This is a genomic window from Mesorhizobium waimense, from assembly GCF_003601975.1.
Lineage (GTDB): Bacteria > Pseudomonadota > Alphaproteobacteria > Rhizobiales > Rhizobiaceae > Mesorhizobium > Mesorhizobium waimense.
Window position 1 is genome coordinate 1 of the sequence record NZ_QZWZ01000004.1, and the last position, 19,479, is coordinate 19,479.

Below are 19,479 nucleotides of genomic sequence, written 5' to 3' on the forward strand. Positions count from 1 at the left end.
AAACCTTCGCCGCCTCGACCATCGCCGGCAAGCGTCGCGCCCTGGAGCGAAGTCTGGACGATATCTTCGCCACCACAACGTCGTGCGATCTGGCCCGCGACATCCAAAACAAGTTCAGGCGAGCTCGTAATCAACTTTTGACCTTTGCCCAATGGCCAGGAATGGTCGACGCGACGAACAACGCCTGCGAACGGGCGCTGAGACCCGCCGTCGTTCAACGGAAGATCACCAACGGCTATCGCGCCATGTGGGCCGCCCAGGGCGAAGCCGACATTCGAACCGTCGTCGACACGGCTCGTCTCGCGCCAGGCACGAACCCCTTCAAAATCATCCTTCAAACCGTCAGCGCCTGAAATCTGCGATGACTGAGCCCGCGACCTTGATCTTCCGAGCCTCTCTTCGGGCACGGCTTTGTCGGGACATCGAGGTGTCGAGTTCGAGCACGCTGGCGGATCTGGCCGAAGCCATCGTAGCGGCATTTGGCTTCGACTTGGACCACGCCTACGGCTTCTATTCAAAGCTGACGGGAAAGCTGTTCGACTCGCCCCTGCGGTTCGAACTCTTCGCCGACATAGAGGGGAGCGGCTCTCGCAGCGTGAAGGGCACGCGCGTCAGCACAGCCTTCCAGAAGGTGGGCTCGGCAATGACCTTCTTGTACGACTACGGTGACGAGTGGCGCTTCCGCGTTGAACTTATTGGAACAGGGCAGGCGCAGCCCGATGCCAATTACCAGAGGATCGTCAGCAAGATCGGCAAGGCTCCCCCGCAGTACCCGGACATCGACGACGAGTGACGACGCACCGTGCCGCATCGAAAGGGTGGGTAATTACCAACGACCGGTATTGGGAAACAACAGAAAAGGCCGTCTGACAAATTCCTAATCTGTAGGTCGCAGGTTCGGTTCCTGTCGGGATCACCACGTTTTCAATGGCTTAGCTGGCAACCCGCCGTACTTTTTTCCGAAATTGGTTTCGGCGTGCATCCCCTCAGCTCAGGACTCGCCCAAACAAGCGACCAACGCGGCAGACGGCCAACCAGCTGACGCGTTTTCCCAGGAAAATAACACATTGACATTCCAATTAGTTTTTGGATACCTTTTGGCATCCGAGTGAGTTCCCAAGCTCTGGGTTCTGTCCACGCAAGCCCACGACCGGATCGGATCCAGCCAGCTTAATTGACGCTCATTTGGGAGGATATCCTGGCTTTCCGCACGGCCTCTCTCCGCGCGAAGCGAGCGTCGTCCTGGCGCCGCGGCGGATAGTTGCGCTGGAAGACGCCTACAGGAGACGGGTCACGGCATTGTTCTCAAGTGAACTTGCCGAAGCCCCCGCAAGCATCCGGGCAGCCAGGTCACATGACAAATGGAGGAATCGACATGGCAACAACGAATGAGGCACCGAAGAGCCTCGAGAGCATCCTGAAATCGGCGGGTGGACCAGTAAACCTGCTGCGCGGATCCAACCTCGGGCCTTACCGGTTTCCCGTCATTCCGCCGGAGTTTACGAACTGGCGCGACGAAGTGCGCGCGTGGAAGGATGGCTGCGCACTGCTCGAACAGTCCTACCATATGACCGAACTGCACCTGCGCGGGTCGCAGGTCATCCCCTTTCTCTCGGAGATCGCGGTCAACAAGTTCGACCCGTTCCCGGTCCTGCGCGCCAAACAGCTCGTGCTGGCCGGCCATGACGGATACTACATCGCCGACGCCATCATTTTCCGGGAAGCTGACGACTTCTTCCGCATCGTCGGCGCTCCCTTCGCCAGCGACTGGGTGCTCTACAACGCCGAAAAGAGCAGCTACGACGTGGAGGCGAAGAAAGACGACAATTTCTCGATCCGCTCCGGCACCCGCGAGGTGTTCCGCGTCCAGATCCAGGGGCCGAACGCCCTCGCGCTCATGCGGGAAGTGACGGGCGGCAGCCTGCCGGAGATCAAGTTCTTCAACATCGGTGAGTTCAAGATCGCCGGAAAACCCGTCCGCGCCCTGCGGCACGGCATGGCGGGCGAACCCGGCTTCGAGATCTACGGAGCCTGGGACGACCAGCAGGCGGTGCGCGAGGCGCTGGAGAAGACCGGGGAGAAGTACGGCTTGCGCAAGATCGGCGCGCTCGCCTACTCGACCACTGCACAGGAGTCCGGCTGGGTGCCGATGCCGCTACCTGCCATTTATCATGGCGACGACATGAAGCCCTACCGCGAGTGGCTGAACAGCTACTTCCTGGAGTCGGTCGCCTCGCTCGGCGGCAGTTTCGTGTCGGACGAGATCACGGACTACTATGTCGATCCGATCGAACTCGGCTACAGGAACGTGATCGACTTCGGCCGCGACTTCATCGGCCGCGACGCCTTGCTCGAGAAGGCCAATAACCAGCGCCGCACCAAGGTCACGCTCGAGTGGAACGACGAAGATGCGGCCGTCGTGATGCGGGACTCCATCTTCCCGGCCAACGGGACCCCGGCCAAGTTTCTCAACATGCCGATGCCCATGTACGCAACATTCCAGGTCGATGCCGTCATGAAGAAGGGCAAGGTGTCGGGCATCTCGACCTGGCCGTCCTTCACGGCGAACGCCAATCGCTTCATCTCGCTGGGGCTTGTCGACCTCGAGCACGCACAACCGGGAAGCGAGGTTACGCTTCTGTGGGGCGAGCCGGGGTCGCGCCGCAACACGGTGGAGAAGCACCAGGTCCGCGAGATCAGGGCAAAGGTCGCGCCGGCACCCTATTTCGACAAGGTGATCAAGACCGGCAAGCACTGACGAGCTGCCCAACGCCGCACGGCTCTGATCGAGCTGCCGGCTGCCAAACATGTCCAGATCATCTTGGAAGGCGGCCTCGACATCGAGGCCGCAGACGGGATGGCTGTGCTCGGAGCGAGGCCAGACGGATGAGAGAGTATCTTCTGGTTGCAGGAACCGCCCGGGCATCGTCGCGGCCGTCGCCATACCGGTTCTCCCATAGAGCAACTGCACATCCCTCCCATTCGGTGGCATCAGGAACACGGCGTGTGGCTGAGGAACGGGCAATTGGCGACCGACCGCAATCGCCTACCGATCGTCGAACGCATAGGCCACGGCCAGGCGAGCGGGCTCGCCCTCGGTGATCAGGCGGCGCCTTCCAGATAGTGCCTGTCGAAGACGCCTTCGGCCGCATCGCGCTTCGAGTTGTCGAGCAGGTTTGCCCTGACCATCAGGTCGATCGTCGTCTTGAGCGCCCTGTCCGGCACGGCAAGGCCTTGCGGCCACATGCCCATGCCGCGCATGTATTCCAAGCCCCGTCGCGCCAGGGATTCACTGTCAGGCGTGGTGATGCGCTGGAAGATCGGCAGCGTGATGCCTTGGCCGGCCGCGTCATTCGTGACCGCATGCGCCTCGATCAGCGCCTTGAGGAAGCGGGTTACGAGATCGCGGTTCGCGCTGAGCCAGGAAGCCTTGCCGATGACGGCGGTGAAGACGATCTCGGGGATCGCGGCGCAGACCTCCCCGAGCAGGTTGTAGCCTTTGTCCTGCGCGAGAAAGTTCCATGGCGCGGGCTGCGGAGCGCAGTCTATTTCGCCAGCCTGCAGTGCCTCCCACCGCTTGGTGTGGATGCCGGCCAGGGCAAACTCATAGTCGCCGGGATAGTGCAGCCCTTCCGCGGCCAGCATGATCTGCGTGTAGATCGCGGTGCCTTCCGTCAGCGACGAGGTGCCGACCTTCTTGCCCCTCAGTTCGGCGAGCGAACCGATATCCGGGCGCGCCACAATGGACATAGGCAGGCGCACGGCGTTGGCTGCGACGATGCGCAGCTCCCCTCCCCTCACAAAGTCGGCAACGGCGCCTTCCGGCGGCGTGATCGCCAAGTCCGCTTCACCCTCGAGAACGGCAGCGGTGGCTTTGTCGACGCTGCCCATGCGCTTGTAGACGATCCGCACGCCGTGCTTTTCGAAAAAGCCCTGTTCGTCGGCAACGAAGACAGGAAGCCAGTTGAACCCTTGCGCGCCGCCCGCGAGCCAAAGTTCGGCGAGGCCGGCAGGTTTTTGGTCAGTCATGGCGATATCCTCCCTTGAAACTTCCGGCTCGGAGCACCGGCCTGCTCCTCCGTCTGGTGAGATGCGGTTCGGGCCTGCGACCGTGGCGCCGCCCATGTTGACAGAGACATGTAAATTTGAGATACCAAATAGTATCTAAAAAACATACGGTATGTCAACATACCGAACGAGGGAGCCGGCTGACATCGAGCCGAAGGAGGAAACATGCGCCCCACAAAGAGTGTCGCCGATATCCGCAGGCGACAGTTCGAAGCGCCGCGGGACAGCTGACATGAGCGGCCTGGCGCGATCGCCACAGGAAGCGATGATCCTGTGCATGGTTACGGCTGGTTTGCTGGCGCTTGTCGCTGCTGGGCTGTTGCGCTGGCTTCGCGCCGGGCGGGTCTGGACAGACCTCTTGGTGCCGCTCTCCTTCCTTGTCGCTTACTGGCTCACCTACAACAAGGTGCCGTCCTTCCCGCCAGTGGGCGCGGTCAACAAGATCTTTTTCGTCGCCTTGATCGGAACGGCGCTCGCTATCCTGGCCGAGGCCGCCGGCCGTAGCAGGCTGGGTCGCGCACTTGTCCTTGCCCAACCGATCGCGTCCGCCGCCTATATAGGAACGGCTCGGCTGCCCGATGCTCTCCCGGAAGTGGCGGTGGCTGGGCTGTGGGGGCTGCTGGCGATGTATGGCCTTTCCGGCAGAATAGGCCAGGCCGAGGACGAAACCGAAACAAGACGCGCCGCTCTGCTCGGCATCGCATGCACCGGATTCGCGCCGATCGCCCTATTGGGAGCATCATCCTCGAGCTTCCAGCTCAGCCTGCTTTTTGCAGCCGCCGTGGCGGCCATTGTCGCCGCCAACATCTCAAATCCGGATTTCGGATTCCGCTCCGCATCCCTGTTGGGAGGAGCGGGAGGCATGATAGCGGTCGCGCAGACCGTCACGCTCATCACGCGCAAGACCGACATGTTGGCGCTGGCTGTGCTGTCGTTGGTCTTTGTCGCGCCATTTGTCGTCGATCCGGTTTTGAGCCGGATCCCTACCACGAACAAAGCCGTCCGCCTCGCCGCTTTTGTCGGGATGTGCCTGCTGCCTGTCGGTGCATCCCTGGCGACTGTGATCGCGCGGTATGGCTCGAGCTTCCCGGTATGACCCGGAAGAGAACTGTCGGAAACCATTTTAGGGAGGAAGTTACACTTATGTCGAAACTACTGCGCACCACCTTGCTTGCCGCCACGATCGCCTGGCTGCCGCTGGCCGCCGAAAGGGCCGCGGCCGGAACTTTCGAAATCGATCCCGTACATTCGGGCATCGCATTCTTCATCGATCATCTCGGCTTCTCACAAGTGATCGGAACGGCGAAAGAGTTCTCGGGCACGTTCGCGTTCGACGCCACCCAGCCAGCAAACAGCAGTCTTGAGGTTGCGGTGAAAGTTGCCGGCATCTCGACCAACAATAGCCAGCGCGATAGCGACATTCAGGGCGCGGACTGGTTCAATGCAACCGAGTTCCCGCAGATCACCTTTGTCGGGTGGGAATTCAAGGCGGTCGACGCCAAATCCGGAACGATCACGGGCGATCTCACGATCGCAGGGGTGACAAAGCCGGCCACGCTGGACGTCACCTTCAACAAGGAAGGCGAGAACCCGTGGGACAAGAGCCATGTCGTCGGCTTCAGTGCCCGTACTTCGATCAAACGCAGCGACTTCGGCATGAAGGCCGCGCTCGGAATGATCGGCGACGAGGTGAGCCTCGTGATTCAGGTTGAAGGGCGTGCCCGTGCATAACTCACGGTGACCGTCCGGCAGGCTGTCGCCTGCCGGACGCCTCGATTGCGTGCAATGGCCGGAAGCGGATCCCATCGGCAGCGGTCAGTTTCATTCAGGCTGGTTCTGCCGCCCCACGGATTGCGCCAAGTGCAACTTGCCGTGGCCTACTCTGCGGCCACGGGATCCGAACGCTTGAAAGGATCGCCCGCCCCACCTTGCGCGAAAAGGTGGCTTGCATGGGCAATGACGTTCTCGGTCGTCTCGCGGATATGCCGGTCGACCAGATCCTGCGCCGTGGCGGTGTCGCGGGCGATGACCCTGTCCATGATCATCTTGTGCTCGACGTCCTTTGCGCGCCATTGCGGGCGAAACTGCGAGGACATCCTGCGGTAGCGGTGGGCGCGCTCAAAGAGCTTCTGCCGGATCTCGAGCAGATTGGGCGAGCCGCATGCCGCGACCAGCGAAAGGTGGAACGCACTGTGCAACGTCGCCCATTCGTCGGAGAGATAGTAGCTCGCACCAAGCCGGCTTTGCAGGCGATCCATCCGATGGAACGCGGCCATGATGTCCGCCTCCCAGCGATCGTCGCCACGCTCTATCGCCAGCTTGATGCACTGCCGTTCGACGAGCACACGGACATCCGTCAGATCGTTGAGATCGAACAGCGAGACCGGCGCGACCAGGAACCCGCGCTGCCCCTCCGCCACAACCAGGCCTTCGGCCACCAGCCGCGACAGGGCCTCGCGCAGAGTGGAGAAGCTTACTTCATACAACTCCCTCAGCGTTTCGAAGCGCAGCTTGGTTCCCGGCTTCAAGGCGCAGCTGATGATGTCGCTCCGCATGCGCGCCAACACGTCCCCGGCACGTGTCTCTCCGGCGGGCTTGAGGGTGTTACCCATGCATACGACTCCGCATTGAATTATCGCGGAGATTACTGCCGATTTTCGAAATAATCAAAACCTATCGCACCGAAGTGGCGGGATACTCCGATCCGGCAGTGAAAGGCGAGCCATGTTGATTCTTAGCTGTTAGGCGACAGCCTCTCAGCGTGCCATCTCAGATGGTCGTCCACGAAGGTCGAAATGAAGAAATAAGAGTGATCGTACCCATCCTGCATGCGCAGTTTCAGCGGAATGCCGGCCTTTGCGCAGGCCGCCTCCAGAAGCCAGGGCCTTAGCCCGTCATTCAGGAACCCGTCCGATGTCCCCTGATCGACGAGAAATTCCGGGAAGCGGCATCCGTCCTCGGTAAGCGATGTGGTGTCATACGCCCGCCACCAGGCCTCGTCCGTCCCGAGGTATTTTTCGAAGGCCGGTCTCGACCAGCCGGCTGTGCTTGGCTGCACGATCGGCGCGAGGGCCGAGCAGCTCTTGAACCGCTGCGGGTTTTTCAGGGCAATCGTCAGTGCGCCGTGGCCGCCCATCGAATGGCCCGTGATAGCCTGGCGCGACATGTCTGCCGGAAAATTCGCAGCGATCAACGCCGGCAGTTCCTCGACGATATAGGAATACATCCGGTAGTTCTTCGCATAAGGCTCCTGCGTCGCATCGAGATAAAAGCCGGCGCCGCAGCCAAACTGCCAATTGTCCTTCTCATCTGGGATGTCGGCGCCGCGCGGACTGGTGTCCGGACAAACGACGATCAGCCCCAGTTCGGCGGCCATGCGCCTGTATTCGCCTTTGTCCATGACATTTTGATGGGTGCAGGTCAGTCCCGACAAATACCACACCACCGGGCAAAGCGTTTCCTCAGCCTGTGGAGGCACGAAAACGGCAAACGTCATATCGCAAGAGCAACTCGTCGACAGGTGCGAATAGACGCCCTGCACCCCGCCATGGGATTTTGCCTGGGAGATGGTCTTCATGGGTTCCGGCATGTAGTCCTTCTCCACCAATTTCAAGCGCCAATGATAGCCATCTATGGCATCGGCTGCGGCCACGGCAACCCTGGTGGACCAGGTTGCCCCGATGTCGGGCCGGCACCAGCGTTCTAAGAGCACAGTGCCATCAAGTGGGCATGTCACGCGAGACGATCAGTAAACCACAACGCTGCGAATGCTCTCACCGGCATGCATGAGGTCAAAGCCCTTGTTGATGTCTTCGAGCTTCAGCGTGTGGGTGATCATCGGATCGATCTGGATCTTGCCGTCCATGTACCAGTCGACGATCTTCGGCACGTCGGTGCGGCCGCGCGCGCCGCCGAAGGCGGTGCCCATCCAGCTGCGGCCGGTGACCAGCTGGAACGGCCTGGTCGAGATTTCCTGGCCAGCACCGGCGACGCCGATGACGACCGACTTGCCCCAACCGCGATGCGAGGCCTCCAGCGCCTGGCGCATCACCTTGGTGCTGCCGGTGCAGTCGAACGTGTAGTCGGCGCCGCCGATCTGGTCGGCGCCACGCTTGGTCATGTTGACGAGGTGAGGGACGATGTCGCCGTCGATCTCCTTCGGATTGACGAAATGCGTCATGCCGAACTTCTCGCCCCAGGCCTTCTTGTCGTTGTTGAGATCGACGCCGATGATCATGTCGGCGCCGGCAAGTTTCAGGCCCTGGATGACATTCAAGCCGATGCCGCCGAGACCGAAGACGACGGCGGTGGCGCCCTGCTCGACCTTGGCGGTGTTGATGACCGCACCGATGCCAGTGGTGACGCCGCAGCCGATGTAGCAGATCTTGTCGAAGGGGGCGTCGGGATTGACCTTGGCCAGAGCGATCTCGGGCAGCACGGTGAAGTTGGAGAAGGTCGAGCAGCCCATATAGTGAAAGATCTTGTCCTTGCCGATCGAGAAACGCGACGAGCCGTCCGGCATCAGGCCTTGGCCCTGCGTGGCGCGGATCGCGGTGCACAGATTGGTTTTTCTGGACAGGCAGGAGGGGCACTGTCGGCATTCGGGCGTATAGAGCGGGATGACATGGTCGCCCTTCTTGACCGAGGTCACGCCCTTGCCGACATCGACGACGATACCGGCGCCCTCATGGCCGAGAATGGCCGGAAACAGGCCTTCCGGGTCGGCGCCCGACAGCGTGAACTCGTCGGTGTGGCAGATGCCGGTCGCCTTGATCTCGACCAGCACCTCGCCGTCGCGCGGGCCGTCGAGGTCGACCTCCATGATCTCCAGCGGCTTTCCGGCGGCGACAGCGACAGCGGCACGGGTTTTCATGCGTTTTCTCCAATTCTAATCGTCACCGGCCTGCCGTCGACAGTGCGGTTCTTCACGGCTCGCGGGCACGGCGGTCGCTAGTCGACCGCTTTCGCGAGCTTCACCTTGTGCCAGGCGATGATGTCCATCAGTTCCGGCGAGAATGCGTCATAGGCGGGAACCCCGGCCCTCGCCAGCGCGCCACGCACGCTGGCCATGCCGGTCGCCGGCGTCCCGGTCTCGACGAGCGAAGACACGAAGGCCGCGAATTCGATCCTCGGCTGGTGTCCGTCCGTCGCCAGTTCGGGATGCACGAATTCAAGCCCGTAGAAATGGTGATCCGGATCGGACACCTTGCCGACCATATGCGTCCCGCAAGACCTGCAGCGGTGGCGTTCGATCTTCTGCGTGGCGTCCACGGCCTCGAGCTTATCGCGCTGCGCCGCGACGGAGATGCTGCCGGCCGGCACAAGGGCGATCTGCGCAAAGACGGCACCGGCAGGCTTCCAGCATTTCGAGCAGCCGCACAGATGGTTGTGCGCCACCGCCTGGTCCGCCGCGATCTCCACTGGCTCGCTGGCACATCTGCAACGCGCGGTGAATGCTCCGGCCGGCGAAGCCGCCACGTCTCGGCCGACAGCAGGGTGCAGCACGGCGGTCTCGCCGCGCAGCGCCTCCGCCCGCGCCTTCAGCGCGCGGTTCAAGTCGTGATAGGCGGTTCGCAGGTTGGTATCGATGCTGGGCCAGCGTTCGTCGGCCATCGGACCATCGAAGATCTCGTTGTGGCGTACCCGCGTGCCGCCATTCCCGGTCGGCTCCAGGATGAAGATGTGCTCCGCGCTGAACACGCCGCCAGGCGCCTGGGTCAGCCAGCGTAGTTCCCGCGCCCCCACGATTCGGGTGATGGTCGGCGTGACCTCGCGCTCGGGTACGTTGGGCTGGCGCAGCGTCCCGACGACCTGCTGTCCGACCGTCGTGCGTCCACGCAGCGCCGGCAAGGCCGGATTCCAGTCGGGGTAAAGCTCGATGTCGTCCAGAACGGCCCACACGGTCTGTGGCGGCGCGTCGATGACGATCTCGGTTTCAAGCAAGCGCATGGGACATCCTCATTCATGGAGCAGATTGTTTTGGCGTGCGGCAGTGCGCTAATGCGCGGCCGCCGCGGCAACGTCGCCGAGGTAGGCGCTCATGACCTTTGGATCCTTGAGCAGGTTCGACGCCGTGTCCTCTCCGACGATCCTTCCCGTCTCGATCAGATAGCCGCGAGCGGCGGTCTTGAGGCTCAGCCGCGCGTTCTGCTCGACGAGCAGGATGCCGAAACCTTCGGCGACGATGGTGGCCAGTGACTTGAACAGCTCCTTGGACAGCAGCGGCGACAGGCCGAGGGAGGGCTCGTCGAGCATAAGAATGTCGGGCTTCGCCATCAGCGCCCTGCCGATCGCGACCATCTGCTGCTCGCCGCCCGACATGGTCTGCGCCAGCTGGCGGCGACGCTCGGCGAGCCGGGGGAACAGGCCGTAGACGAAATCAAGCCTCTTGCCCGCATCGGCCTTCGCGCGCCTGGCATGGCTTCCAAGCCGCAGGTTCTCAGCCACGGTGAGTTCGCCAAAGATACCTCGGCCTTCCGGGACAAGCGCGATCCCCTCCTCCACCATGAGATGGGCGTCGAGTTTCGTGACATCCTTGCCGTTCATGACGATCCTGGTGCCGGCCTCCGTCCCGACAAGCCCGGCGACAGCACCGAGGAAGCTGGACTTTCCGGCGCCGTTGGCACCCAGGATGACGCAGATCTCGCCTTTGGAAACACGTGCGGAAACGCCTTCGAGCGCGACGTGGCGTCCGTAGCGGACGCCGAGATTGGACACCTCAAGCATCGTCGTCGTCCCCCAGATAGGCGCGGACAACCTCCGGGTCGGCCAGGACACTGGCAGACTTGCCGTCGGCGATCTTCGTACCGGAATTCATGACCACGCAGCGTTGGCAAAGCGAGCGGATGGCATCCATCACATGCTCGACCATGATGATCGTCCGGCCCTGCGCGCTGATCTCGCGGATGAGCTCCATGCCGATCCTGAGTTCGCTGGGGTTGAGGCCGGCGAGCCACTCGTCGAGCAACAGGACGTGAGGGTTGCCCGCAAGGGCACGGCCGAGCTCGATCCTCTTCTGATCGATATAGGTCATCGCCGCGACGGGAACCTCCTCGCGACCCTTCAACCCGACACGCTCCAGCAGATCGCGGGCCAGTGCCAACGCCTCGTCGCCCCAGAGCTTGTTGTGCCCGAATACGGCGCCGGCTGCGACGTTCTCCAGCGCACTCATCGTCGGCAGAACGCGCACCAGCTGGAAGGTTCGGGCAACCCCGATCCGAGCGATCTTGTGGGCCGGCAGTCCGGCGATCGGCTGACCGGACAGAAGGATGTTGCCCGACGTTGGCGACAGCGTCCCCGATATCAGGTTGAGCATCGTGGTCTTGCCCGAACCGTTCGGGCCGATCAGCCCGAGCAACTCGCCCTCAGCAACCTCGAAACTCACGTCATTGACGGCGACGAGGCCACCGAAGGCCTTGCGCACCCTGTCGATGGCCAGCAGAGGAACGCTCATCTGCCCTCCTCCACTGTCGATGTCAGCAAGCTCTGCTCGGCTGGGCGGCGGCGACGGAACAGGCTTTCCAGCTGCCCCGTGACGCCGTCGGGAAGCACATACACGATCGCGAGGAAGGCGATGCCGACGATCACCGCAGTCTGGTTGGGGAAGTGGCCCGAGATGAAGTCCATCACCAGGGTGAATGGGACAACGCCGACCAGGGGCCCCCACAGGCGGCGCGTGCCACCAAGCAGTGCCATGATGACCACGAAGAAGGACGTCATCGGGCTGAACGCCGCGTCCGGCGTGATATAGGAGTAGCGTGGCGCCATGATCGCGCCGGCTACAGCAATGAAGGCTCCGGAGACCGCGAACAGGATGATCCTGGTTCGAGCAGTGTCGACACCGACATGGCGCGCCACGGCCTCGTCATTGCCGATGATACGCAAGGCCAGGCCGAGCCGGGACCTGTTGATGAGCCATCCGGTCACGAAGACAATCACCGTCAGCGCAAGCAGCAGCCAGTAGAGATGCGCCTCGGTGAGATCGGTGAAGACGTAGAGCCCGATCGCGCCACCGAAATTGGTTTGTACCCAGGTCACGATCTGGCCCATGAGTTCGGTAAGGCCGAGGGTGAAGATCACGAAATAGACGCCCGAGAGCCTGAGAGTCGCCAATCCGACCAGCATGGCAAGCAAGGCGCCGGCCGCGACCGCGATGAGGATGAGCGCGGGGAAAGGCAGGACGTCGATGAAGATCGCGACCGAATAGGTTCCGACCCCGAAGAAGGCGGCGCTCGCCAGCGAGACCAGGTGCGTCGGTCCGGAAAACAGCGCCCAGGCCGTGCATATGGCCGCATACAGCATGATGTTCACGCTGAGCGACAACCAGAACCCCTCGGTGACCAAGGGGAGAAATGCCAGCACAGCCGCGCAGGCAAGGCCAGCGCCAAGAGCCAGAAGTTCATTGCGCGGGATGTTCATCACGCCGGCCGCTTTCCGAAGATGCCCTGCGGCCGCAACAGCAGAACGAGGATGAAAAGGGCGTAGTTGGCCGCCAGCGTCAGTCCCGGATCCAGCAGGCTGGCGACGAGCGTCTCGGTCAGGCCCAGGACGAGAGCGGCAAGAACCGCGCCGCGAATGTCACCAACACCGCCCATGATCACGATAATCAGCGCCTTCATGGTGAAGAGCACCCCCATCGACGTGTTGAACGTGTAGAAGGTCGACAACAGCGTGCCGGCGCAGGCCGTGATCGTTCCTCCCAGGGCAAAGGCGAAGGCCGCTGTCCTGCGCACATCGATTGCCACGAGCCGTGCCGCGCGCGGATCGACGGCGACGGCGCGAACCGCCGTGCCGCGGTCGGTGTGGTAAAGAAAGACGTAGAGCGCGGCGGCTATAACGGCCGCGGCGACAAAAGCCACGACGCGGTTCAGGCCGAACGAGTCACCCATGATCGAGAATGGCTGGGCGAGGAACTCATAGTTGAAATAGGATCCGCCGAAGGCCTGCAGCATCAGCCCCTGGAACAGGAACAGCAGTCCGAAAGTCGCAAGGATCGAATCGACCTCGAGCATGCCGCGGTTCTTGGCCCGCTTCACCAGAGGCTGCATCAGCCAGGCATAGATCAGCCAGTTGATGACGAACGCGCCGGGGCCGATCACCAGCAGGCCCACAAGCGGATTGATGCCATAGCCCGTATACAGCCAGAAGGTGAAGAAGCATGCGGCTACGAGCGTCTCGCCATTGGCGAGGTTCATTATCCGCGCCACGCCGTACTGGAGCGTGAGCCCGAGCGCGATGAGCGTATAGGTGCCCCCAAGGAGCAGGCCTGTCAGCAGGATGAGCATTGGTACTCTCGCAGTGAGGGCCCGGCGTCACGAGGACGCCGAGGCCCCTGGGAGGATCGGATCAATTGCTGGGCCAGGCGGGCTTGAGTACTGGCTGTTGCGCGCCTTGGAGGTTGCCGGTCGCCCTGACGCCATGAACGACACCATCGCTCCACTGGCCCACCGTCCAGTTGTTGTTGTTAATGTTGTTGTCGAAGTGAACATCGCCGATGACGGTCTTGAAGGTGCCCGACTGGATTTCCTTGTTGAGCGCATTCTTGTCCAGGCTGCCGACGTGCTCGACGGCCTGCTGCAGGATCTCCAGGCTGGCATAGGCCACCGGGCTCGCCCACCAATCGGCTTCTTGACCCGTCACCTCGAGGTGCTCCTTGCGATAGGCCTGGAAGATGGGGGCGCTCGCATTGACGCCGCCCATGATCAGGATGCCGTTGGCAGCAGCGCCAAAGCGCTTTCTATAAGCGTCGAGATTGCCGCCGACGCTCACGAAGAACGCCTTGACGTCGAACTTCTGCAACTGCGCCTGCTCCGTGAGGGCGAAGCTGTCGGGTGGGTAGGAGTAGGCGATGAAGGCGTCGGGGTTCGCCGCTTTGGCGCTTGCTATGACCGGAGCGAGGTCCTGATTGCCGAGCGGATAGGAGCTTTCGTAAACGATATCGAAGCCGGCCTGCTTGAGCGCGGGCTTGCCGGTCTTGATCATCTCGAGGCCGAAGGCATCGGAGACGTTGACCACCGCCACCCGGTTGCCGATCTTGCCGGCGTCGTGCAAATCCTTGAGCGTGCCGACAATACCATCGGCGATGCCCTGCGCCCGGCCGAGCAGCCAGAACGTGTTCGGCCAGCGCTTGACGAACTGGTCGAGATCGTTGGCATTGCCGGTCGAGACGATCTGCGGATAGCCATATTTCGCGATCAACGGGGCGGTCGCGAGATTGAGTCCTGTCGAATATGGCGGGATGATCAGGTCGACCTGGTCCTGGGTGGCAAGACGCTGGATGTTCTTGACCGCCTCTTCCGGCGACGACTTGTCGTCATATTCGACGATCTCGATCGGCCGCATCTGATCGCCGACCTTGAGGCCGCCGGCCTTGTTCACTTTCTCGACCCACAGCTTGATGTTCGGCCAAAGCACGCCTGACGCGCCACCTGCGAGCGGCCCGGTCTTGGAGGCGCTCACGCCGATCCTGACTGGGTCCTGCGCCAAGGCGCCGCCGAACGTGCCGACCGCCAAGGCCGCCGAAAGCATGAGTACGTTGAAACTGCGTCGCAACATCGATTCCTCCCAGTGCTGGTTGCAGTGGGCGCTGCACTCGCCTCGCGGTTCGCGAGAACGAGTTGATCGCCCGATCCTCCCTAGCGAAATTGCTTAGGCCATTTTCCTCCGATGATCCAGCAAATTTCGTAATATTCAATATTTTCGTTATTTTGTTGGAGCGACGATATTCCTATCTCCCCGAGGCAAGCCGGAATATGGCCGCTGTATCCGCTTGGCGGAGCGGTTCCGCCTCATGCCATTTAGATACCACATAGTATTCAGATACGATACGGGATGTCAATGCGAAAAGAACAACCGGCGCGCTCTGCTTCCCTCTTGTCCGCGTCAGGAAGAAACGGAACGCCAGCGCTCGGCCGGGCGCGGCCCTCATTTCGAGGAGTTCGCCAGGGCCTCGAGCGCCAGCACCGGATCCGCTACCTGAGTGGGGTCGGGGCTGGCCGATACGGCAAGAAGGCGCTTTCCAATCAGATAGTCGCGCGGCGCGTTCAGCCCATCGACGGCGACGAACAGCCCCTCGCGGTAGTACCAGTGAGACCGTCCCGGTCCCGCCCCCTGCCTGACAACCACCGTATCGCCCGGCCTGGACAGGCCGGCGATCTGCAGCTTGAGATCGAACTGATCCGACCAGAACCATGGCTTCGGCTTGTAGGGTTGGCGCGCGCCCATGATGTTGCGGGCGACCAGGTCGGCGCTGTCGATCGCGTTGCCGACGCTCTCCATCCGCAGACCTCCTCCCGGCAAGGAGAAGTTGGCGCAGTCACCGGCGGCCCAGATGGACGGGTCGTCGGTACGCCCGGACGCGTCGACGGCGATGCCATTATCGACGGCGAGACCCGCCTCTGCCGCCAGAGCCGTCTCCGGCATGCCGCCGATCCCCGCCACGACCACGTCGGCGGCGATGATCGTGCCGTCGCCGAGCCTGGCGCCGGCGACGCGGTCCGCGCCGAGCAATTCGCTCACCGCCTTGCCGAGGTGGAACGTCACGCCCCTGGAACGGTGAAGGTCTTCGACAGCCCTGGCTGTTTCCGCCGAGGCCACCCGCGCTAGCAGCCGATCGGCGGCTTCCACCACATCCACTGTCATGCCGAGCCCACGCGCGACCGCAGCGATCTCGAGGCCGATATACCCACCGCCGATGACAAGGAGCTTGCCGCTCGCTTCGAGCGCAGGCCGCAACACATCGATGTCGGCGAGCGTGCGGATCGTGAAGATACCCGCAAGGCCGCGCGAGATCGCCTGCGGAAGCTTTCGGGAGGTCGATCCGGTTGCGAGCACGAGACGGTCGTAGGCAAGCATGCTGCCATCGGCGAGACATACGCACCGCGGGACGCGATCGATGGATGCGACGCGCGTTCCCAGGCGCAAGGCGATCCGGTTCTTTGCGTACCAGTCCTCCGCTTTCAGCTTCAACCGGTCGCGCTCGAGTTCGCCGAGAAGATAAGTCTTCGACAGCGGAGGACGCTGGTAGGGAGCATCGGGCTCGTCGCCGATCAGGGTGAGCGAACCCGCGAACCCGTTGGTCCGCAGCTTCTCGGCTGTGGACAGCCCGGCCTGTCCGGCGCCGACGATCACGATGCTGCTTTCGTTGCCAGGCCTGGCCGCGGCGGGATGATCGGCGTCAAGGGACATGGTTGGGTCGCAACTGCTAGGCGGCCGGAACGCGGACGGAAACGTTGTCCATCGCGTCGCTGACCTTGATCTGGCAGCTCAGCCGGCTTCCGGATTCGCGCGACGCTTCGGCGAAGTCCAGCATGTCGTTTTCATGCTCGCTGATAGGTCCGAGCGCCGACATGATTTCCTCGGGAAGCACGACATGGCATGTGGCGCAGGCCGCCGAACCGTTGCATTCGGCGATGATGCCGGGAACGCTGTTTTCAAGCGCGGTTTCCATCAAGGTGCGGCCGTTCTGGGCCTCGACGGTAAGCTCCGCGCCATCTGCGAGAAGGAACTTGATCTTCGGCATGACAGTCTCCCTCAAGCGTCCCAGACGACAGGCATATGTGTGGGACCACGGAACACCCAGCCCCGGATGCGGACGAGTCGCGGATCCCTGAGCCTCAGATTGCGCAGCCGCTCGAACACCATCGGCACGGCGATCTGGCTCACCAGCGCGCGCGACACCCACGTGCCGGCGCAGAAATGCGATCCGGCGCCGAACGCCAGATGGGACTTCTTCTCCCGGAAGAGGTCGAACTTTTCAGGATCGTTGAAGCGGCGGTCGTCGTGGTTGGCGGCGCCGACGCACAGACCCACCTGCTCGCCCTTGCGGACCAGCGTGCCCGAGATCTCCGTGTCGCGGGTCAAGCGGCGCGGATACATGCCGATCGGCGAAATCCAGCGCACCGCTTCCTCGAAGGCCTGCCCCCAGAGCGAAGGCTCGGCAAGAACGCGCGCGAACTGGTCCGGGTTCTGCAGCAAGCCCAGGATCAGCGTAAGGATCGAGTCGCGGGTCTCGTTCAGCCCGCCCCCGATCGCGACCTTGATGTTGGCGTAGATCTGCTCGACCGTCTGCGCAGGATCGGCCTGGAGCATCGAAGACAGCATCGAAGGATTTGGATCGTCCCGATGATGGGAAAGCATCCTGTCGACGGCGCTCTCGACGCCGCTGGCTGCCTCCTTCGCCTTACGCGCGATCTCCGGGTTGTGCGAGTAGTTGCCGGAACCGTCGATCAGCGACTGCGACCACAGTGCCATCGTGCGCCAGTCGACGCCATCGAAACCCAATATGTCGGCCAGGGCGCGCGCCGCGATCGGCGCGGCGAGTTCCTCGAAAAGTTCGGCCTCGCCCTTGTGCTCGATCTGCGAGATGACGTCGTCGCAAATGGCTCGCATGGGGTCGGCCCAGCAGCGCTTGACGACGCCGGGCCGCAGGCTCGGATCTATCGCCGCCCGTTCGCGGGCATGGTCTTCGCCGTCCTTGCGCATCAAATTCGGCCCGATCACCGTGTTCAGGAGCGACTGCGGATTGACGGAGGAAAACGTCTCGGGATCGCGCTCGATGGCCATGACGTCGTCGAAGCGCGTGACCATCATGATGTTCGCCGCCTCGACCTTGACGACCGGTCCGAGGTCACGGACGCGCTTAAAGACCGGATACGGATTGGCAAGCAGGTCTTCGAACGCAACGTCGTCGACCACTTTCACGGCTTCGCTCATGATTTCCTCCCTGTCGGCAGACGAGGTACGAAATCGGCGTGTATTCAGCAATGCGATGGGTTAAATGGATATCATCGAAAATTTGCATGGAGAAAAGGCCGTGCTGTCCGACGACCTTGCCAGCATAGACCTCGCCGCGCTGCAGGCGCTTGTCGCGGTACAGGACCGCGCCTCGTTTTCCGACGCCTCGCAGCTTCTCGGCGTCAACCAGTCCACCATAAGCTACGCCATTAAGAGGCTGCGAAAGGCTTTCAACGATCCGCTGTTCGTCCGCCAGGGCAACGCGATCGTGGCGACCGACAAGGGCGAGGAACTCGCCCAGCATGCGCGCGGCATCCTCGAACAGATGGCGGCGCTGTCTTCACCTTCGGGTTTTCACCCGGCCACGGCCGAAGGAAGCGTGACGGTCTCCTGCAACCACCATGAGCGCATGTTCGTCATTCCCGACTTCGTGCGCCGGGCGCAGATAGAGGCGCCGAAAGCGACGATCCACATCTTCGAATCCGCCGTCGACGGCAAGCAGCAGTTGAAGCAGAACACGTGCGACATCGTGCTTGGACCGGTCGCGATCCTCGGCGACATCTACTACCGCAGGAAGCTGTTCACCGATCACTACGCCTGCGTCATGGACCCGGCCCATCCGCTGGCGCGGGGCACGCCGACGTTCGACAGTTACTGCGCCTCGCGGCATGTCGCGGTCACGCACAATGGGCGCTGGGAGGCGCTCTATTTCGCCGCGTTGCGCGCAACGGGTATCGAGCTCCAGCCGGAAGTCACCGTGTCGAGCCACGACATATTGGAGCGGCTGATTCCGGGCTCGGAACTGGTGGCGACGATCCCGTATCGGCTGGCGCGCCGCCTTTCGGACAGGCTCGCTTTGCGTCCCTTCCCGATGGATGTCTTCATCCAGGTCGACATGTACTGGACCGAGCGCACCCACCATTCCGGCCTGCACCGCTGGGCCCGCCAGATCCTGGCTGAGGTCGCCGAGAGGAATCTCGGCGACGAGAACTCGCACGAGGCAAGAAGGAGCGCCCGCCTGCCGGGTGAACAGTAAGTCTGGGCAGCAGGCCGCGCCGGATGGGCGGGGCAGCCTGAGAGTGGCGCCGCCTAGGCCGTGGTCGCGCCGAGCATGACGACCGAGACCGTCACCGGCTCGGCGAAGGGATTGCGCCAGGCGTGACGCGTTCCCTGCTGCACGACCGTATCGCCCTGCTTCAGCTCGACGGTCTTGCCGTCGTCAAGCTCGAGGACAAGCCGACCCTTGACGACGGTCACGTAGTCGATCGTCGGCGTCTGGTGCATGCCGGGATTGTCCATCTCGAAGCACTCGGCGACGCCGGGCGCGGCCTTCAGGTGCTCCGGACCCGCCAGTTCGGGCTTCCACTCGGGCGACATCATCACGCTGTCCGGCGGAAAGGTGATCATCCAGAATACCGACCCCCCAACCGAAGCAAGCATCGTGCTCTCGCTCGCCATCGGATCGGCGCCGCCCCGTCTGGCCAGATCCGGCGTCCCGTCGATCTTCCACTGCGGAGACGAAACGAAACCGGGCGTGTGCTGCAGCGCCATCTCGCGCGGCGAGGAACCGTCGCTGATGAATACCGATTTTCCTGCGGCATTCTTTCCAGTGACAACGCGGCGAATCTTCATGTCTTGATCCTCCCAGACAACATGGATACCATTCGGTATCAGCAT

At 62.7% G+C, this 19,479-nt stretch carries 20 protein-coding genes; 6 read left to right on the forward strand and 14 right to left on the reverse strand.

The genetic code is table 11. The features are described 5' to 3' along the window. The 3 genes from D3227_RS06780 to D3227_RS06790 form a co-directional block, all read left to right on the forward strand. Positions 1 to 353: IS66 family transposase (locus D3227_RS06780; RefSeq protein WP_147377584.1), on the forward strand; the 353-nt coding region annotated here is incomplete at its 5' end. Positions 354 to 361: 8 nt separating this feature from the next. Further along, positions 362 to 793 (forward strand): IS1096 element passenger TnpR family protein, encoded by a 432-nt coding sequence (locus tag D3227_RS06785; protein ID WP_120013372.1) that lies wholly within the window; start codon positions 362 to 364, stop codon positions 791 to 793. A 582-nt stretch (positions 794 to 1,375) separates the two neighbouring features. Continuing rightward, a complete protein-coding gene (locus D3227_RS06790) occupies positions 1,376 to 2,758 on the forward strand; it encodes an aminomethyltransferase family protein (RefSeq protein WP_120013589.1) in 1,383 nt (460 codons plus the stop codon). Between the two features lie 344 nt (positions 2,759 to 3,102). On the opposite strand, the gene D3227_RS06795 is transcribed toward D3227_RS06790, so the two are convergent. Next, on the reverse strand, positions 3,103 to 4,029 hold the full coding sequence (locus D3227_RS06795; protein WP_120013590.1) for an ABC transporter substrate-binding protein: 927 nt from the start codon (positions 4,027 to 4,029) through the stop codon (positions 3,103 to 3,105). 271 nt (positions 4,030 to 4,300) lie between these two features. On the opposite strand from D3227_RS06795, the gene D3227_RS06800 reads away from it, so the two are divergent. Both D3227_RS06800 and D3227_RS06805 read left to right on the forward strand, forming a co-directional pair. Then, the gene (locus D3227_RS06800) at positions 4,301 to 5,164 is read left to right on the forward strand and encodes a hypothetical protein (RefSeq protein WP_120013373.1); all 864 of its coding nucleotides are present in this window, start codon (positions 4,301 to 4,303) and stop codon (positions 5,162 to 5,164) included. A gap of 71 nt (positions 5,165 to 5,235) precedes the next feature. After that, positions 5,236 to 5,799, forward strand: a complete 564-nt coding sequence (locus D3227_RS06805; RefSeq protein ID WP_245451681.1) for a YceI family protein — start codon at positions 5,236 to 5,238, stop codon at positions 5,797 to 5,799. 146 nt (positions 5,800 to 5,945) lie between these two features. Here the strand turns inward: D3227_RS06805 and D3227_RS06810 are convergent, their stop codons facing one another. From D3227_RS06810 to D3227_RS06865, 12 genes are all read right to left on the reverse strand, one after another. After that, on the reverse strand, positions 5,946 to 6,680 hold the full coding sequence (locus D3227_RS06810) for an FCD domain-containing protein (RefSeq protein WP_120013375.1): 735 nt from the start codon (positions 6,678 to 6,680) through the stop codon (positions 5,946 to 5,948). 122 nt (positions 6,681 to 6,802) lie between these two features. Further along, positions 6,803 to 7,657 (reverse strand): S-formylglutathione hydrolase, encoded by an 855-nt coding sequence (fghA, locus tag D3227_RS06815; RefSeq protein ID WP_120013591.1) that lies wholly within the window; start codon positions 7,655 to 7,657, stop codon positions 6,803 to 6,805. Between the two features lie 156 nt (positions 7,658 to 7,813). Further along, entirely contained in the window at positions 7,814 to 8,941 is a 1,128-nt protein-coding gene (locus D3227_RS06820; RefSeq protein WP_120013376.1) for an S-(hydroxymethyl)glutathione dehydrogenase/class III alcohol dehydrogenase, read from the reverse strand. Between the two features lie 77 nt (positions 8,942 to 9,018). Further along, the gene (locus tag D3227_RS06825) at positions 9,019 to 10,017 is read right to left on the reverse strand and encodes an SRPBCC family protein (protein ID WP_120013377.1); all 999 of its coding nucleotides are present in this window, start codon (positions 10,015 to 10,017) and stop codon (positions 9,019 to 9,021) included. Positions 10,018 to 10,065: 48 nt separating this feature from the next. Next, complete coding sequence (locus D3227_RS06830) at positions 10,066 to 10,794, reverse strand: ABC transporter ATP-binding protein (RefSeq protein ID WP_120013378.1); 729 nt, start codon at positions 10,792 to 10,794, stop codon at positions 10,066 to 10,068. Next, positions 10,787 to 11,521, reverse strand: coding sequence for an ABC transporter ATP-binding protein (locus D3227_RS06835; RefSeq protein ID WP_120013379.1), 735 nt, complete (start codon positions 11,519 to 11,521; stop codon positions 10,787 to 10,789). Before D3227_RS06835 ends, D3227_RS06830 begins: the two co-directional genes overlap by 8 nt. Further along, entirely contained in the window at positions 11,518 to 12,486 is a 969-nt protein-coding gene (locus D3227_RS06840; RefSeq protein ID WP_120013380.1) for a branched-chain amino acid ABC transporter permease, read from the reverse strand. Before D3227_RS06840 ends, D3227_RS06835 begins: the two co-directional genes overlap by 4 nt. After that, positions 12,486 to 13,352, reverse strand: a complete 867-nt coding sequence (locus tag D3227_RS06845) for a branched-chain amino acid ABC transporter permease (protein WP_120013381.1) — start codon at positions 13,350 to 13,352, stop codon at positions 12,486 to 12,488. Before D3227_RS06845 ends, D3227_RS06840 begins: the two co-directional genes overlap by 1 nt. A gap of 61 nt (positions 13,353 to 13,413) precedes the next feature. Next, positions 13,414 to 14,622: an amino acid ABC transporter substrate-binding protein gene (locus tag D3227_RS06850; protein WP_120013382.1), complete on the reverse strand. Its 1,209-nt coding sequence runs from the start codon at positions 14,620 to 14,622 to the stop codon at positions 13,414 to 13,416. Between the two features lie 369 nt (positions 14,623 to 14,991). Beyond that, the gene (locus tag D3227_RS06855; protein WP_120013383.1) at positions 14,992 to 16,254 is read right to left on the reverse strand and encodes an NAD(P)/FAD-dependent oxidoreductase; all 1,263 of its coding nucleotides are present in this window, start codon (positions 16,252 to 16,254) and stop codon (positions 14,992 to 14,994) included. Between the two features lie 16 nt (positions 16,255 to 16,270). Next, positions 16,271 to 16,588 (reverse strand): 2Fe-2S iron-sulfur cluster-binding protein, encoded by a 318-nt coding sequence (locus D3227_RS06860; protein WP_120013384.1) that lies wholly within the window; start codon positions 16,586 to 16,588, stop codon positions 16,271 to 16,273. Between the two features lie 11 nt (positions 16,589 to 16,599). Continuing rightward, positions 16,600 to 17,781, reverse strand: a complete 1,182-nt coding sequence (locus tag D3227_RS06865) for a cytochrome P450 (RefSeq protein WP_120013385.1) — start codon at positions 17,779 to 17,781, stop codon at positions 16,600 to 16,602. A 64-nt stretch (positions 17,782 to 17,845) separates the two neighbouring features. Here D3227_RS06865 and D3227_RS06870 point away from each other — a divergent pair, with 64 nt between their 5' ends. Continuing rightward, positions 17,846 to 18,838, forward strand: a complete 993-nt coding sequence (locus D3227_RS06870) for a LysR family transcriptional regulator (RefSeq protein ID WP_120013386.1) — start codon at positions 17,846 to 17,848, stop codon at positions 18,836 to 18,838. Positions 18,839 to 18,891: 53 nt separating this feature from the next. On the opposite strand, the gene D3227_RS06875 is transcribed toward D3227_RS06870, so the two are convergent. Further along, positions 18,892 to 19,434, reverse strand: a complete 543-nt coding sequence (locus tag D3227_RS06875; RefSeq protein WP_120013592.1) for a cupin domain-containing protein — start codon at positions 19,432 to 19,434, stop codon at positions 18,892 to 18,894. Positions 19,435 to 19,479: the final 45 nt, after the last annotated feature.